Origin of the sequence: Bacillus sp. RHFS10, assembly GCF_016757475.1 — a bacterium.
Classification (GTDB): domain Bacteria; phylum Bacillota; class Bacilli; order Bacillales; family Bacillaceae; genus Bacillus; species Bacillus subtilis_G.
Window position 1 is genome coordinate 709,045 of sequence record NZ_JAESPO010000001.1, and the last position, 14,967, is coordinate 724,011.

At 44.4% G+C, this 14,967-nt stretch carries 13 protein-coding genes and 1 riboswitch; of the genes, 11 read left to right on the top strand and 2 right to left on the bottom strand.

The features are described 5' to 3' along the window. Nucleotides 1-22: 22 nt before the first annotated feature. Entirely contained in the window at nt 23-787 is a 765-nt protein-coding gene (gene kduD, locus JMN17_RS03780; RefSeq protein ID WP_087990494.1) for a 2-dehydro-3-deoxy-D-gluconate 5-dehydrogenase KduD, read from the bottom strand. A gap of 1 nt (nt 788) precedes the next feature. Further along, on the bottom strand, nt 789-1,616 hold the full coding sequence (gene kduI / locus JMN17_RS03785; protein ID WP_087990493.1) for a 5-dehydro-4-deoxy-D-glucuronate isomerase: 828 nt from the start codon (nt 1,614-1,616) through the stop codon (nt 789-791). A gap of 222 nt (nt 1,617-1,838) precedes the next feature. Here kduI and kdgR point away from each other — a divergent pair, with 222 nt between their 5' ends. From kdgR to JMN17_RS03840, 11 genes are all read left to right on the top strand, one after another. Beyond that, nucleotides 1,839-2,858, top strand: a complete 1,020-nt coding sequence (gene kdgR / locus JMN17_RS03790) for a pectin utilization transcriptional regulator KdgR (RefSeq protein WP_087990492.1) — start codon at nt 1,839-1,841, stop codon at nt 2,856-2,858. A 37-nt stretch (nt 2,859-2,895) separates the two neighbouring features. Beyond that, on the top strand, nt 2,896-3,870 hold the full coding sequence (kdgK, locus tag JMN17_RS03795) for a 2-dehydro-3-deoxygluconokinase (RefSeq protein WP_087990491.1): 975 nt from the start codon (nt 2,896-2,898) through the stop codon (nt 3,868-3,870). Between the two features lies 1 nt (nt 3,871). After that, nucleotides 3,872-4,462 carry a bifunctional 4-hydroxy-2-oxoglutarate aldolase/2-dehydro-3-deoxy-phosphogluconate aldolase gene (gene eda / locus JMN17_RS03800; protein WP_202327433.1) on the top strand — a complete coding sequence of 197 codons (591 nt, stop codon included), beginning with the start codon at nt 3,872-3,874 and terminating at the stop codon, nt 4,460-4,462. A gap of 41 nt (nt 4,463-4,503) precedes the next feature. Continuing rightward, the gene (gene kdgT / locus JMN17_RS03805; RefSeq protein WP_202327435.1) at nt 4,504-5,496 is read left to right on the top strand and encodes a 2-keto-3-deoxygluconate transporter; all 993 of its coding nucleotides are present in this window, start codon (nt 4,504-4,506) and stop codon (nt 5,494-5,496) included. 112 nt (nt 5,497-5,608) lie between these two features. Continuing rightward, entirely contained in the window at nt 5,609-7,114 is a 1,506-nt protein-coding gene (gene ypwA, locus JMN17_RS03810) for a carboxypeptidase (protein WP_087990488.1), read from the top strand. Nucleotides 7,115-7,254: 140 nt separating this feature from the next. Then, nucleotides 7,255-7,354, top strand: a riboswitch (purine riboswitch). A gap of 90 nt (nt 7,355-7,444) precedes the next feature. After that, nucleotides 7,445-8,029 carry a xanthine phosphoribosyltransferase gene (xpt, locus tag JMN17_RS03815; RefSeq protein ID WP_087990487.1) on the top strand — a complete coding sequence of 195 codons (585 nt, stop codon included), beginning with the start codon at nt 7,445-7,447 and terminating at the stop codon, nt 8,027-8,029. Further along, a complete protein-coding gene (gene pbuX, locus JMN17_RS03820) occupies nt 8,026-9,342 on the top strand; it encodes a xanthine permease PbuX (RefSeq protein ID WP_087990486.1) in 1,317 nt (438 codons plus the stop codon). The genes xpt and pbuX overlap by 4 nt, the downstream gene beginning before the upstream one ends. 72 nt (nt 9,343-9,414) lie before the next feature. Further along, nucleotides 9,415-10,512: a type III polyketide synthase gene (locus JMN17_RS03825; RefSeq protein WP_242519852.1), complete on the top strand. Its 1,098-nt coding sequence runs from the start codon at nt 9,415-9,417 to the stop codon at nt 10,510-10,512. 3 nt (nt 10,513-10,515) lie between these two features. Beyond that, a complete protein-coding gene (locus JMN17_RS03830; protein ID WP_202327436.1) occupies nt 10,516-11,022 on the top strand; it encodes an isoprenylcysteine carboxyl methyltransferase family protein in 507 nt (168 codons plus the stop codon). A gap of 70 nt (nt 11,023-11,092) precedes the next feature. Then, on the top strand, nt 11,093-11,182 hold the full coding sequence (gene fbpC / locus JMN17_RS03835; RefSeq protein WP_141113371.1) for a Fur-regulated basic protein FbpC: 90 nt from the start codon (nt 11,093-11,095) through the stop codon (nt 11,180-11,182). A 172-nt stretch (nt 11,183-11,354) separates the two neighbouring features. Continuing rightward, the gene (locus JMN17_RS03840) at nt 11,355-14,933 is read left to right on the top strand and encodes a dynamin family protein (RefSeq protein ID WP_202327445.1); all 3,579 of its coding nucleotides are present in this window, start codon (nt 11,355-11,357) and stop codon (nt 14,931-14,933) included. The last annotated feature ends 34 nt before the right edge of the window (nt 14,934-14,967 follow it).

Below are 14,967 nucleotides of genomic sequence, written 5' to 3' on the forward strand. Positions count from 1 at the left end.
ATTCGTCAGCTTTTTTATTTTGTCAGCGGGCCAGCCAACCGCCGTCAGTGGCTAAAATATGCCCATTTACATAATCTGAAGCGCGGGATGCCAGAAAGACTGCTGTCCCGCCGATATCATCCGCTTTGCCCCAGCGGCCGGCGGGGATTCTCTTTAAAATGTCCTCATTTCGTTTTTCATCATCGCGTATAGGCTGTGTATTGGCGGTAGAAATATAACCAGGGGCGATGGCGTTGACCTGAACACCGGACGCTGCCCACTCATTAGCAAATGATTTAGTCAAACCGGCAACCGCGTGTTTGCTCGCTGTATATGCGGGAACGAGAATACCGCCTTGAAAAGACAGAAGGGAGGCGATGTTAATAACCTTTCCATAACCTCTGTTCAGCATGTGTCTGCCTGCCAGCTGTGTCAGAATAAACAAGCTGTTTAGATTGACATTCAGTACGTGATGCCAGTTCTCTTCTGCGAAATGTTCTGCTTTTTCCCGGTGAATAATGCCGGCATTATTGATAAGGATGTCGATTTGGCGGCTTTCAAACAGTTCAGCTGCAGAATCCTTTATTGCTTCCGGCTTGCTCATGTCCAATGTAAAAGATGTAAAGGTACGGCCTTCCTGTTCCACAAGCTGTTGTGTTTCAGTCAGGCTGCTTTTATGTGATGTGCCGATAATATCGGCGCCAGCCCCCGCCAGCGCTTTGGCAATTCCTTGACCGATTCCTGTTCCCGGGCCTGTCACCAGCGCTGTTTTTCCTTCTAATGAAAAGGTATCATGTAGATAACTCATCTTATTTCAGCCCATCCATCGGGACGGCATCCATGTCCGTAAATGTGTAATTTTCTCCAGCCATCGCCCACACAAAGCTGTAGTTCGAAGTTCCTGCGCCAGAGTGAATAGACCAGGCAGGAGAAAGGACAGCCTGGTCATTTCCGACAACAAGATGGCGCGTTTCATTCGGCTGGCCCATGAAGTGAAACACCTTTGAATCTTTCTCAAGATCAAGGTAAAGGTAAGCCTCCATCCGGCGGTCATGGACGTGAGCCGGCATGGTATTCCAGTTGTTGTTTTGATCTAGCATCGTAATTCCCATCATTAGCTGACAACTTTTAATGCCTTCTTGATGAATGACTTTGTACAGGCTTCTGACATTAGAGGCTGCCTCATCGCCAAGGCGGTCCGGTGTCAGTTCGGAAAGAGCGGCTTTTTGTGTCGGATAGCTTTGATGAGCACAAGCGGAGACGAAGTAAAACTTAGCTTTGCCTCCGTTCAGGTTTGTAAACGTTACATCCTGATTGCCCATTCCGATATAAAGAAAATCCTTTGTTTGAAGCGCATATTCATCATCACCAACCCTGACAGCGCCAGGCTGGCCAACATTAATAATCCCGATTTCACGCCGTTCCAAAAAGAAGTCTGTTTTAAGGAAATCTCCGGCATCAAGCTTCAGTTCACTTTGTCCCGGAGCCGCGCCGCCGATGACAACTCGGTCTTCATGTGAGTAATACATTGAAAGTTTGTTTTCCTTAAATAAAGGTTCCATTAAAAAATGACTGCGCAGCTCCTCAGTTGTAAAGCGCTTTACTTGTTCAGGGTGTACAGAATAACGATTTTCCATTGTGTTTCCCCCTTAGTTAAGATTTCGGCACCACTTGAATGAAAACATTTTGGTAACGGTTTCAAAGAAAATTTTAGGATAAATAGTGAAAAGAGTCAATGTTAAAATTATTAATAGGCACATTTTTGAAAAAACTCTTTTCGAATTTTAAAAATATGGTATTCTTGTGTTGTAACGGTTTTGGGATCGGTTTCAAATATAAGATGATACAGGAGCACTTGAATGAAAAAGAAAACAACAAGCCATACGACGATCAAAGATGTAGCAGAATGTGCAGGAGTTTCGAAATCGACAGTTTCCCGTTATATCAACGGAAAAATTGATGCGATTTCTCCTGAAAAAGTGAAAAGCATTAAAAAGGCAATCGCAGAATTGAATTATCGGCCAAGTAAAATGGCACAAGGTTTAAAAATAAAAAAAAGCAAATTAATCGGATTTGTTGTAGCTGACATTACAAATCCTTTCTCAGTCGCGGCTTTCAGAGGAGTCGAAGAGATTTGTGATCAATATGGCTACAGTATTATGGTGTGCAACACAGATAACAGTCCTGAAAAAGAGCGGGAAATGCTCCTAAAGCTTGAAGCCCATTCGGTTGAAGGGCTGATTTTAAACGCAACGGGAGAAAACAAGGATGTACTGCACACCTTTGCAGAACAGCAAATTCCCACGATATTAATTGACCGGAAACTTCCGGATCTGAAACTGGATACGGTAACAACTGACAATAGAAGGATCACAAAAGAGATACTTCAGAAGATTTACAGCAAAGGATACACTGATGTCGCACTGTTTAGCGAACCGATTTCATCTATCAGCCCTCGTGCAGAAAGAGCAGCTGTGTACCAGGAAATGGCTTCGGCTCAAAATGCGAACGGGCTTGTCAGAATGTATGAAATTGACGTAAAAAACAAGGAGCAGCTTAAGGCGGCGCTTCTTTCTTTTCACAAGGAAATGCCGGAGCAAAAAAAAGCGATTCTGGCCTTGAACGGCCTAATTATGCTGAAAATCATCAGCTGTATGGAAGAGCTCGGCCTGCTCATCCCTCAAGATATAGGGATTGCAGGGTTCGATGATACGGAATGGTATAAACTGATCGGTCCGGGCATTACAACGATTGCCCAGCCGTCACATGATATGGGCAGGACGGCGATGGAACGTGTATTAAAAAGGATTGAAGGTGACAAGGGAGCGCCTCAAACCATTGAATTAGAGGCGGAAGTCATCATGAGACAGTCACTTTAATCCTAGATGCCCTCAACTGAAGAGGAGGTTGGGAGAGATGAAGCTTGATGCGGTGACATTTGGGGAATCGATGGCCATGTTTTATGCAAATGAGTACGGAGGCCTTCATGAAGTATCCACTTTTTCTAAAGGGCTGGCCGGAGCAGAAAGCAATGTCGCTTGCGGCCTGGCCAGACTTGGATTTCAGGTGGGATGGATGAGCAAGGTCGGCAATGATCAGCTCGGAACATTTATTTTACAGGAGCTTAAAAAAGAGGGAGTGGATGTGTCCCGCGTAATCCGCTCGCAGGACGGAAATCCCACCGGCCTGCTGCTGAAGTCAAAAGTGAAAGAAGGCGATCCGCAAGTTTCCTATTACAGGAAACACTCAGCTGCAAGCACACTAACGTCTGCTGAATATCCGAGAGATTATTTTCAATGCGCGGGCCATTTGCATGTGACAGGTATTCCCCCAGCCTTATCTGCTGAAATGAAAGACTTTTCCTACCACGTGATGAAGGATTTGAAACATGCTGGGAAAACGGTATCGTTAGATCCCAATTTAAGGCCTTCGCTTTGGCCTGATCAAGCAACGATGGCCCAGACGATCAATGATCTGGCGAGGCTTGCAGATTGGTTTTTCCCGGGGGTCGCAGAGGGGGAGCTGTTGACCGGAGAAAAAACACCTGAAGGTATTGCTGATTATTATCTGAAAAAAGGTGTCAGCTTTGTTGCTATTAAACTCGGGAAAGAAGGCGCTTACTTTAAAACAAGGGAAAGTGAAGGGTTTGTAGAAGGCTTCCGGGTTGAACAGGTGGTTGATACGGTCGGTGCCGGAGACGGATTTGCAGTCGGTGTGATTAGCGGCATCCTTGACGGTTTGTCGTACAAGGATGCGGTTCAAAGAGGAAATGCGATTGGCGCTTTGCAAGTGCAGGCACCGGGGGATATGGACGGCCTGCCGACCAGGGAGAAATTAGCTGCGTTTTTATCTGCTCAAAGAACGGTTTACCAAAAGAAAGGGGATTATTAATATGGAATCCAAAAACGTTGAAAACCGTCTGAATGAAGCAAGGCTGATTGCAGTCATTCGATCCAAAGATAAACAGGAGGCCTGTCAGCAGATTGAGAGCTTACTAGATAAAGGGGTTCGTGCAGTTGAAGTGACTTATACGACGCCCGGGGCATCGGAAATTATCGAATCATTCCGTAATAGAGAAGATATCTTAATCGGCGCGGGCACAGTCATCACTGCGCAGCAAGCGGGAGAAGCTGCCGAGGCTGGTGCGCAATTTATTGTCAGTCCGGGTTTTTCACCTGACCTCGCTGAACATCTTTCGTTTTTGAAGACATATTATATCCCCGGTGTATTGACACCAAGCGAAATTATGGAAGCGCTGACATGTGGTTTTACTACATTAAAGCTGTTCCCAAGCGGTGTGTTTGGCATCCCGTTTATGAAAAATTTAGCAGGCCCTTTCCCGCAGGTGACCTTTATTCCGACAGGCGGGATACATCCGTCTGAAGTGCCGGATTGGCTCAAGGCCGGAGCAGGCGCCGTTGGTGTCGGCAGCCAGCTGGACAGCTGTTCAAAAGAGGATTTGCAGGCTGTTTTCCAAGTGTAAGGGTATTGTTTTTTCATAACCGGAGATGGGAGAATCCACATATGAAAATCAAAGCGACAATTGAACGGGTACCTGGAGGCATGATGATTATTCCGCTTTTTCTGGGAGCGGCACTCAATACGTTTGCGCCTGGAACAGCGGAGTTCTTTGGAGGGTTTACGGGTGCTTTGATTACCGGAACGCTGCCGATACTGGGTGTTTTTATCTTTTGTGTAGGGGCGACGATTGATTTTCATTCTTCAGGCTATATCGCAAGGAAAGGAATCACATTATTATTGGGGAAGATCGGATTTGCGGCGCTTCTCGGCGTGATCGCAGCACAATTTATTCCTGATAATGGCATACAATCCGGTTTTTTTGCAGGTCTTTCTGTTTTAGCAATTGTTGCGGTGATGAATGAAACGAACGGCGGCCTGTATTTGGCGCTCATGAACCATTTGGGAAGAAAAGAGGATGCGGGGGCTTTCGCGTTTATCAGTACAGAATCAGGGCCTTTTATGACCATGGTGACGTTTGGTGTAACGGGGCTTGCGGCATTCCCGTGGGAAACGCTGGCAGCGACGGTCATCCCGTTTTTACTCGGCTGTATACTTGGAAATCTTGATCATGATCTCAGAGACTTATTCAGCAAGGTTGTGCCGGCAATTATCCCGTTTTTTGCTTTTTCGCTCGGCAATACCTTGAATTTTGGAATGCTGATCCAATCAGGACTGCTTGGGATATTTATCGGTGTTTCGGTCGTCATTTTATCGGGCAGCTCCTTGTTTTTGCTTGATCGTTTTGTCGCGCGGGGAGACGGTGTCGCGGGCGTGGCCGCTTCTTCTACGGCGGGTGCGGCAGTGGCCGTGCCGTACGCATTAGCGGAAGCCAACTCTTCGTTTGCGCCAGTTGCCGAATCAGCAACTGCAATCATAGCGACAAGCGTGATTGTCACCTCACTGCTAACCCCGCTGGCAACAGTGTGGGTGGATAAAAAAATCAATAAAAAAAAGCGGAAAACACCGCCTCCAAAAAATCAAATGACGATCAACTGAATAAAGAAGGCTGCCGCCAAGAATACCGGCAGCCTCTTATCCAAACAATTTGACTTTCATACACCCTTCCATTAGCCTGTAATGGAACGGCTAGAATAGGGAGGGAATGGATATGGAGATACATACATATGAAAAGGAATTTTTTGATCTTCTAAAAAGAATCTCACACTACAGCGAAGCAGTTGCGTTAATGCACTGGGACTCCAGAACAGGTGCGCCCAAAAACGGTTCAGAAGACCGTGCCGAAAGTATCGGCCAGCTTTCAACAGATATATTTAATATCCAGACATCAGATCGGATGAAGGCGCTTATCGATGCCCTGTATGAACGATTTGATGACTTGTCTGAAGATACGAAAAAGGCAGTGGAGCTGGCGAACAAAGAGTATGAAGAGAATAAAAAAATCCCTGAGGCTGAATACAAGGAATACGTCATTCTGTGTTCAAAGGCAGAAACCGCGTGGGAAGAAGCGAAAGGAAAATCTGATTTCAGCTTATTTTCCCCTTATTTAGAACAGCTGATTGAATTCAATAAACATTTTATTACATATTGGGGTTATCAAGAGCATCCTTATGATGCATTGCTTGATTTGTTTGAGCCGGGTGTCACGGTAAAGGTGCTTGATCAGCTGTTTGCTGAGCTCAAAGAAGCGATCATTCCGCTTGTTAAACAAGTGACAGCTTCCGGAAATAAACCGGATACAAGCTTTATTACAAAAGCGTTCCCTAAAGAAAAGCAAAAAGAGCTCAGCTTGTATTTTTTGCAGGAGCTTGGCTACGATTTTGATGGGGGACGGCTTGATGAAACGGTTCATCCGTTTGCGACCACGATGAACCGCGGAGATGTCCGGGTCACGACGAGATATGATGAAAAAGATTTCCGTACGGCGATCTTTGGCACCATTCATGAGTGCGGTCACGCCATATACGAGCAAAATATTGACGAAGCACTGAGCGGCACGAACTTGTCAGATGGCGCATCAATGGGAATCCATGAATCTCAATCATTATTTTACGAGAATTTTATTGGCCGAAACAAGCATTTTTGGACACCGTACTACAAGAAGATTCAAGAAGCATCACCTGAACAGTTCAAGGACATTTCTCTGGATGATTTTGTCCGGGCAATCAACGAATCAAAGCCTTCATTCATCAGGGTTGAAGCGGATGAATTGACGTATCCTCTTCATATTATCATCCGTTATGAAATTGAAAAAGCGATTTTCAGCAATGAAGTGTCTGTGGAAGAACTGCCATCGCTTTGGAATCAAAAATACCAAGATTATTTAGGGATTACACCGCAGACGGACGCAGAGGGGATTTTACAGGATGTCCATTGGGCAGGAGGAGATTTTGGCTACTTCCCATCCTATGCGCTCGGCTACATGTATGCGGCCCAGCTGAAACAAAAAATGCTTGAGGATCTTCCTGAATTTGACACCCTTTTGGAAAGAGGGGAATTCCATCCGATTAAACAATGGCTGACGGAAAAGGTGCACATTCACGGAAAACGGAAAAAGCCGTTAGAGATTATTAAAGATGCAACTGGGGAAGAATTGAATGTACGCTATTTGATTGACTATTTGTCAAACAAATATTCAAATCTCTATCTGTCGTAATTAAAAGCCTGGCGGCGTGGCCGTCAGGCTTTTTACGATCAAAAAACTTAAAAGACGAATGATTAAATAGAAAATAAAAATAAAGTTCGGGAATTTCGCTTTTTTGTCTATGCAAGAGATTAGAATCTTGATATAATTTATGACAATATCATAGGAACACTCATATAATCGCGTGGATATGGCACGCAAGTTTCTACCGGGCACCATAAATGTCCGACTATGAGTGAGCAATGAGACCGCATGTGTACGGTTTTTTGTTATATCAGCATTGCTTGCTCTTTTTTTGAGCGGGCAATGCTTTTTTTATTCTCATAACGGAGGTAAGACAGGATGGAAGCACTGAAACGGAAAATAGAGGAAGAAGGCGTCGTATTATCTGATCAAGTATTGAAAGTGGATTCTTTTTTGAATCACCAAATTGACCCGCTGCTTATGCAGAAAATCGGTGACGAATTTGCAGCGAGATTTGCAAAAGACGGTATTACTAAAATTGTGACAATCGAGTCATCCGGAATCGCTCCCGCTGTGATGACGGGCTTGCAGCTGGGTGTGCCGGTTGTCTTCGCCAGAAAGCATCAATCTTTAACACTCACTGATCACTTGCTGACAGCGTCTGTTTATTCCTTTACGAAGCAAACAGAAAGCCAAATCGCAGTGTCAGGAACCCACCTGTCGGATCAGGATCATGTGCTGATTATCGATGATTTTCTGGCAAATGGACAAGCGGCGCACGGGCTCGTGTCGATTGTGAAGCAGGCGGGAGCTTCTATTGGGGGGCTTGGCATTGTCATTGAAAAATCATTTCAACCAGGGAGAGTAGAACTAGTGAACCTTGGCTACAGAGTGGAATCTTTGGCAAGAATTCAATCTTTAGAAGAAGGAAAAGTGTCCTTCGTACAGGAGGTTCATTCATGAAAAACGGATTCGGCAAAACGCTGTCTTTAGGAATACAGCATGTGCTCGCCATGTATGCCGGTGCCATTGTTGTTCCGCTGATTGTCGGAAAAGCAATGGGGCTGACTGTTGAACAGTTGACCTACTTAGTATCGATTGATATTTTTATGTGCGGTGTGGCTACACTTTTGCAAGTGTGGAGGAACCGATTTTTCGGAATCGGGCTTCCGGTTGTGCTTGGCTGTACATTTACGGCTGTATCGCCGATGATTGCAATTGGATCTGAATACGGGGTTTCCGCGGTTTACGGAAGTATTATCGCTTCAGGTATTCTTGTCATTCTGATTTCATTTTTCTTCGGAAAGCTGGTATCGTTTTTTCCGCCGGTCGTGACAGGCTCAGTTGTTACGATTATCGGTATTACCCTTATGCCGGTAGCCATGAATAACATGGCCGGGGGAGAAGGAAGTGCAGATTTCGGAGATCTTTCCAATCTTGCACTCGCCTTTATCGTTTTGGGTGTCATTGTGCTTTTATACCGTTTTACGAAAGGCTTTATCAAATCCATCTCGATTTTGATCGGTATTTTGATCGGGACTTTCATCGCTTATTTTATGGGAAAAGTTCAATTCGATAACGTATCGGACGCGGCAGTTGTTCAAATGATTCAGCCGTTTTACTTCGGAGCGCCGTCTTTTCACACAGCGCCTATCATTACGATGACCATCGTGGCGATTGTCAGCCTTGTAGAATCAACTGGTGTTTACTTTGCCTTAGGTGACTTGACGAACCGCAGTCTGACAGAGAAAGATTTGTCTAAAGGCTATCGCGCTGAAGGACTGGCTGTGCTGCTGGGCGGTATTTTTAACGCTTTTCCTTACACGGCGTTCTCTCAAAATGTCGGACTTGTGCAGCTTACAGGAATCAAGAAAAATGCCGTAATTGTTGTCACGGGTGTGATCTTAATGGCATTCGGGCTGTTTCCGAAGATCGCTGCTTTCACGACCATCATTCCATCTGCTGTTCTGGGCGGGGCAATGGTGGCGATGTTTGGAATGGTGATCGCTTACGGAATCAAAATGCTCAGCCGCATTGATTTTGCAAAACAAGAAAATCTGCTGATTGTTGCCTGCTCAGTGGGTCTGGGTCTTGGTGTGACCGTTGTGCCGGATATTTTTAAACAGCTTCCGAGTGCCTTAACGCTTCTTACAACAAACGGCATTGTCGCCGGCAGCTTTACTGCAGTAATCTTGAATATTATATATAACGTATTTTCTAAAGCCAAAAAAACAGAACAAAAAGCTGATATCACTGAACAAAAAACAGCAGTCTAAACTCCGCCGCGGCGGAGTTTTTTGCATATAAAAAAGATCGTTGCGGCACAATGTATGCAAAGAGGTGATCACATGGCGTTTATTTTATCCGTCGGAACAAGTCTTCCTGCGTACGATGTAAACCAAGAGAAAGCGGCTGAGTTCGCCCGCTACATGTTTCAGCATTCCTTTAAAGATATTGACCGGCTGTTAACCTCCTTTAAAAACGGGCAAATTCAATCGAGACAATTTGTCAAGACGATTGAATGGTATAAAGAAGGCCACAGCTTCGAAGAAAAAAATCAAATATACATAGAAGAAACACTTAAGCACAGCAGAGAAGCGGTGAGAGAGTGCCTCTCCCATCCTGCATTTATTCAAGGCGCCATTCCTTATGAGAAGGTGGATGCTGTTTTTTTCGTCTCCAGCACGGGTCTTTCCACACCGAGCATCGAGGCGCGGCTCATGAATGAACTTCCGTTTTCTCCATATACGAAGCGAATTCCGCTCTGGGGTCTCGGCTGTGCAGGAGGAGCCAGCGGACTAGCGCGCGCAGCCGAATACTGCAAAGCGTATCCTGAGGCTTTTGTGCTTGTCATTGCTGCTGAGCTGTGCAGCCTGACATTCCAGCCGGAAGATAAAACGAAAAGCAATCTGATCGGCACCTCACTTTTTGGGGACGGCATTGCGTCAGCATTATTATGCGGAGAGAAGGCGGACCGCACGATGTCGAAACTAAAACTGGTGCCGAGGATAACGGATTCCCAATCCGTTTTGATGAAACAATCAGAAGATGTCATGGGCTGGGACTTTACTGATCGAGGTTTCAAAGTCATTTTCTCAAGAGATATTCCGACTTTGGTGGAAAAGTGGCTCAAAACAAATGTGCAAATTTTTTTGGACAAACATCAGCTTTTATTCAGTGATATCAGTGTTTTTTTAGCACATCCTGGCGGAAAAAAGGTGATTGATGCATACATCGAAAGTCTTGAACTGTCAGCAGAAAAGCTTTTATCTGCGCAAAGCGTATTGCAAAAGCACGGAAATATGTCTTCAGCCACAATATTGTATGTGATTAAAGAGCATCTGTTGAACGGGCATAAAAACGAAGCAGAACGGGGACTGATTGGCGCATTAGGGCCGGGATTTTCATCAGAGCTGCTGTTATTCAGCTGGGAAAAGGGGGCTTGACTCATGTTTTGGTTGTTGATCGCTATTCTCATTACTCAAAGAGCAGCTGAAATGGCTGTAGCCAGACAAAATGAACAAAAGGTAAAGAAACAAGGGGCGATCGAATTCGGTGAGAGCCACTATCCGTATATCATCATCATGCATATCCTTTTTTTCCTGTCTTTAACTGCAGAAGTGCTGCTGATGAACAAACAGCCGTCAAGCTGGTGGATCGGTATCGCTGCGGCTATTTTAAGCGTGCAGGCAGTACGGTATTGGGCCCTTTGTTCCTTAGGAGCATATTGGAATACGAAAATCCTTGTCGTTCCAGGTGCTGAGCTTGTAAAAAAAGGCCCTTACAAATGGATGAAGCATCCCAACTATACCGTTGTTTTACTAGAAATTTTATTGATTCCGCTGCTGTATCAAGCGTACGTCACCATGTGTCTGTTTTCCATTGTTAATGCCGTGTTGTTAACCGTCAGAATTCGTGCAGAAGACAAAGCATTAGAGGAATTCAGTATAAAATAGAGATTGAAAATCATTCTCACCCGTGTTAGAATGAATTTGAAAAAGATTCTCAATCAGGATGGTGAAGCAAATGACAATGCTGTTTTTGCTTGGGGCGGTTTGTACATATAGTGTATTAATTGGTTTTGTATTAAAAGGAATCTCTAATAGATCTGTTTAATGAATCTGGAACTTGTCAAAGTTGCAGATTTTCTTTTATAGAAGCTGCCGTAATGGCGGCTTTTTTCTATTCTCTTAAAGAAATTCGGCTCATTTTTGTGTAAAATGAAAGGGAATGTATTCAGATCTTTCGAAAGATTCACAAGTGAAATGGCACAAAGGGGTTCAGAATTATGACAGAATATAACAGAGAAGAGCTTTTGCACAAAACTGGGGAACTTTATAAGCGATTTATCGAGAATCAAGATGAACAAAGAGCTGCTAAACTGGCTGCGGTCATGAACAAAGCGGCTGATGAAGAGGTTTATATCGCGTTTACCGGGCACTATTCGGCAGGTAAATCCTCACTGCTGAACTGCTTGTTAATGGAGAATATATTGCCCACAAGCCCGATTCCGACAAGCGCTAACCTTGTTGTGATCAGAAACGGGGAAAAGCGTGTGCGGCTTCATACAACAGACGGAGCATGTGCTGAGCTGGAGGGGGCTTATCGGAAAGACAAGGTGCAGCAATATTGCAAAGATGGGGAGCAGATTGAAAGCGTTGAAATTTTTGATCGATATACTGACATCGATGCCGGGGTTGCGTATATTGATACCCCTGGGATTGACTCAACAGATGATGCGCATTTTCTGTCGGCGGCGTCTATTCTCCATCAGGCGGATGCGCTGTTTTACGTCGTTCACTATAATCACGTGCACGCTGAGGAAAATGTAAAGTTTCTCAGGTCGATAAGAGAAAGCATTCCCAATGTGTATTTTATCGTAAATCAAATTGACCGCCATGATGAGGCGGAAACGCGTTTTGAAGATTATAAAGCGCAGGTAGAGGAGATGCTTTGCAATGAAGGCATTTCAAAGGACGCGCTCTATTTTACGTCAGTGACAGAACCAAACCATCCGTTCAATCAGATTGGGGCTCTGAGAGAAGAATTAAAAAGAATAGAACAGCAATCAAAAAGCAACCTCCAGCCTTTAACAGAACAAAAAGTCCGCAATCTGCTGAACGAACATACGGAGATGCTTTTAAAAGACGAAACAGATGGTCCCAGCTTTACTGAACAGCTTAACACACAAGCTGAACTGGTCCAATCGCTGCGTGATCAATTGGATGAGACGGCAAAGCAAGCGCCCGAGGCAGAAAACAGGATGCTGGAAGAAGTCAACCGCATTTTAAAGAACGCCAACCTGACGCCTTTTGAAATGCGTGAACTCGCAGCTGCATTTTTAGAATCACGAGAGCCTTCCTTTAAAACCGGTTTTTTCTTTTCGAAAGCAAAAACTGCACAGGAAAGAGATAGAAGAAGAAATGTTTTTTTCTCTGATGTGTCAAAACGAACAGAGGCCGAAGCGGATTGGCACATAATAGACACGTTCCATCAACTCGCCAAGGCATTTCATGTTCATACAGCTGAAAGTGAAAAGCTGATACAGGCCTATTGCACGCCGCTGGAAGCTGACATCATAGAACGCGCGGTTAAGCATGGTGCAGCTTTTTCTTCTGAATATGTATTGCAATATACAAAAGATTTGGCAGAGCTCATCCGCAAAGAAGCGAAAAGAGAAGCGGCAGACATCATAAAGGCGCTTACTGCGATGGTGAAAGAGAGTGTTTCTAAAGACTTGGAAACGATCAATGACCGGCTCATTCATGAATCAGAAAAACTTGCCATTCTTCAAGAACAGGCCCGTTTAGAGAATAATGCCCGCGAGAAAGCCGATCGCATGCGGGCCATTTGGGAAGAGGAATCCGCATGTCCAATGCACATAAACACCGACTGGTTTAAAACGAAGAAAAAAACAGTGGCGGCTCCGGAACAGAAACGAAACCAAAGTCAACAGACACGGCAGCGAAATGTAAAACCAGAAATAATGGAGCAAGAACTGCCGCTTCATGACCAGATCAAACGCTTTCACATATTGTCTGACCTTTTAGGTGAAATTAGCATGCTGTCAAAGCAAAACTCAGACTTTCGGGAAAGGATTAAAAGGCTTGAGGAACAGAAATTTACACTTGCGCTTTTTGGAGGATTCAGCTCTGGGAAATCATCATTTGCAAATGCGCTTGTCGGCGAAAGGGTGCTTCCGTCCTCACCAACGCCAACCACAGCCACAATTAACAAAATCACAAAACCAACCAATGGCAACATCAATAAAACAGCGGATGTGGTCTTTAAGACGGAGGCTGACATAACGTCAGACATTTTGCAGCTTACCGGAATACAAAAAGAGCCAACAGGCAGTTCTTTTACAGAGAAGTGGGAAAAGGCAGCCAAAAAAAGCCGTCTGCAGGAAGAACACATCAAATTGATCAATCACTTCTTGCTTGCCTACGAACAGTATCAGCCATATATACAGGAACAAAAGAAGTTAACGGTTCCGCTGTCTGAATTAAAGCCGTATGTGGCAGAGGAGACAACGGCCTGCGCTGTGAAAGAGGTAACGGTTTATTATACGTGCCCGCTCACTGAAAAAGGGATTACAATCGTTGATACGCCCGGCGCAAGCAGCATGAATAAACGGCATACAGAGCTGGCGTTCCAATATATTAAAGATGCCGATGCATTTTTTTATATGACCTATTATCAACACTCCTTCTCGAAAGGAGACCGTTCATTTTTGCGAAAACTTGGACTGGTAAAAGAATCGCTCAGTATGGATAAAATGTTTTTCATTATTAATGCAGCAGACCTTGCGAAAGATAAAACAGAGCTTGAAACAGTGACCGATTATGTCAGCGCAGAGCTTGTAAAAGAAGGGATTCATGATCCGCAGCTCTTTACCGTATCAAGCAAGGAGGAACTGCTCGGAAAACCGGAATCATTTTATAACCAGTTCCCAAACGTCAGAAAACATTTAGACTGGTTTATCGAAGTTGATGTGAAAAAAACGTCAGCTGCACAGCTCAGTTCGGAAGCAGACAAATTATGCGAAACTGTTTTCCAGCTTCACCAGTCCCAGCATCAATCCAAGGAAAAAAAGGAAGCGCAGAAACAGCGCCTTATGCTGTCATTTGAGCGGACTGCAGCTGAGATCGAGAAACGGAGGAACTCGGAAACCATCATTGAGAAAGTAAAAAAAGACACCAAAGAGCAGCTTTATCACATTACACAGCGATTATCCTTTTTTGCCAATGATCTATTAAAATCGACATTTCATCCCGGGCTTCAGAATGGAGATTGGAAAAAGAACGTCGCTAAGGCGATGAAAACCGCCTTACATGAATATCAGTTTGAATATGTTCAGGAAATTAAAACGCTTGATGTTCGCATGAGCGGTTTCATCGAGCGGCATATTGCCGAAGAATGGCTGGAAAGCTTTCAAAAAACATTAAATAAAGACGGTTATTTTTCCATTTATGCGGGTGATCAGCATTCCAACAGTATACAGCTGATGGAGGTTGAACCGGATTTAGATGAACGCGCCTTCGAGCAGGAACAAAAAGAAGTCAAATCACCGAAGCAGTTTTTTGAACAGAAAGGAAAAGCGGCCTTCATCGAAGCTGTACGGATGAAACTCACGAAAATCACAGAGGCTTGGGTGAGAAATGAAGAAGAAAGCCTTATCACTCATTACACAGATCATCTCAGTCGCTTACAGGAAGAAATGGCTGTAAAAGCAATGGAACAAATAAAGGATCAAAAAGATACGTATGTAGAAGGATATGCGGAAGGGGAACATGCGAAAGAGATTGAAAAGGCATACCAAGCGTGCATCTCTTGGCAAAGATCAGACCATACAATAAAAATGTAAAATTTAGTTGGATTGTATTTCAAGTCATGATAGA

Excerpts from the sequence above, each read along its gene's own strand:
- JMN17_RS03825 (WP_242519852.1), top strand. The coding sequence starts at position 9,415 with ATGGCGTTTATTTTATCCGTCGGAACAAGTCTTCCTGCGTACGATGTA.
- kdgT (WP_202327435.1), top strand. The coding sequence starts at position 4,504 with ATGAAAATCAAAGCGACAATTGAACGGGTACCTGGAGGCATGATGATT.
- eda (WP_202327433.1), top strand. The coding sequence starts at position 3,872 with ATGGAATCCAAAAACGTTGAAAACCGTCTGAATGAAGCAAGGCTGATT.
- kduI (WP_087990493.1), bottom strand. The coding sequence starts at position 1,616 with ATGGAAAATCGTTATTCTGTACACCCTGAACAAGTAAAGCGCTTTACA.
- pbuX (WP_087990486.1), top strand. The coding sequence starts at position 8,026 with ATGAAAAACGGATTCGGCAAAACGCTGTCTTTAGGAATACAGCATGTG.
- JMN17_RS03840 (WP_202327445.1), top strand. The coding sequence starts at position 11,355 with ATGACAGAATATAACAGAGAAGAGCTTTTGCACAAAACTGGGGAACTT.
- kdgR (WP_087990492.1), top strand. The coding sequence starts at position 1,839 with ATGAAAAAGAAAACAACAAGCCATACGACGATCAAAGATGTAGCAGAA.
- kduD (WP_087990494.1), bottom strand. The coding sequence starts at position 787 with ATGAGTTATCTACATGATACCTTTTCATTAGAAGGAAAAACAGCGCTG.
- fbpC (WP_141113371.1), top strand. The coding sequence starts at position 11,093 with ATGACAATGCTGTTTTTGCTTGGGGCGGTTTGTACATATAGTGTATTA.
- xpt (WP_087990487.1), top strand. The coding sequence starts at position 7,445 with ATGGAAGCACTGAAACGGAAAATAGAGGAAGAAGGCGTCGTATTATCT.
- ypwA (WP_087990488.1), top strand. The coding sequence starts at position 5,609 with ATGGAGATACATACATATGAAAAGGAATTTTTTGATCTTCTAAAAAGA.
- kdgK (WP_087990491.1), top strand. The coding sequence starts at position 2,896 with ATGAAGCTTGATGCGGTGACATTTGGGGAATCGATGGCCATGTTTTAT.
- JMN17_RS03830 (WP_202327436.1), top strand. The coding sequence starts at position 10,516 with ATGTTTTGGTTGTTGATCGCTATTCTCATTACTCAAAGAGCAGCTGAA.